This is a genomic window from Streptomyces sp. DT190, assembly GCF_049846985.1.
Lineage (GTDB): Bacteria > Actinomycetota > Actinomycetes > Streptomycetales > Streptomycetaceae > Streptomyces.
In genome coordinates this window covers 1-626 of record NZ_JBNCNM010000070.1, presented here as the reverse complement: position 1 = coordinate 626, position 626 = coordinate 1, and the positions used below count along the sequence as shown (strand labels likewise).

Here is a 626-nt window from a genome sequence, read left to right as displayed (position 1 = left end):
GAGCCGAGGCCGAAGGCCGGGTTCTGCTTGCGGATCTCGATCATGCGGCGGGTCCAGTGCAGCAGCGACGACGGCGAGGCCATGGACGCCTCGACGTTCGTGACCTGGTAGCCGTAGACCGGGTCCATGATCGTGGGCAGGAACAGCCGCCCCGGATCGGACGACGAGAAGCCCGCGTTGCGGTCGGGCGTCCACTGCATCGGCGTGCGCACCGCGTCCCGGTCGCCGAGCCAGATGTTGTCGCCCATGCCGATCTCGTCGCCGTAGTACAGGATCGGCGAGCCGGGCAGGGACAGCAGCAGGGCCGTGAACAGCTCGATCTGGTTGCGGTCGTTGTCCAGCAGCGGGGCGAGCCTGCGGCGGATGCCGATGTTGGCGCGCATGCGGGGGTCCTTGGCGTACTCGGCCCACATGTAGTCGCGCTCTTCGTCGGTGACCATCTCGAGCGTGAGCTCGTCGTGGTTGCGCAGGAAGATGCCCCACTGGCAGTTCGACGGGATCGCGGGAGTCTTGGCGAGGATCTCGGAGACCGGGTAGCGGGATTCCCGCCGGACGGCCATGAAGATGCGCGGCATGACCGGGAAGTGGAACGCCATGTGGCACTCGTCGCCGCCGGCGGCGTAGTC

At 67.9% G+C, this 626-nt stretch carries 1 pseudogene; it reads right to left on the bottom strand.

Features of this window, described 5'->3' with window-relative positions:
* Positions 1-626: pseudogene (locus ACPXCS_RS39625) on the bottom strand (trehalose synthase); the annotation flags it as partial.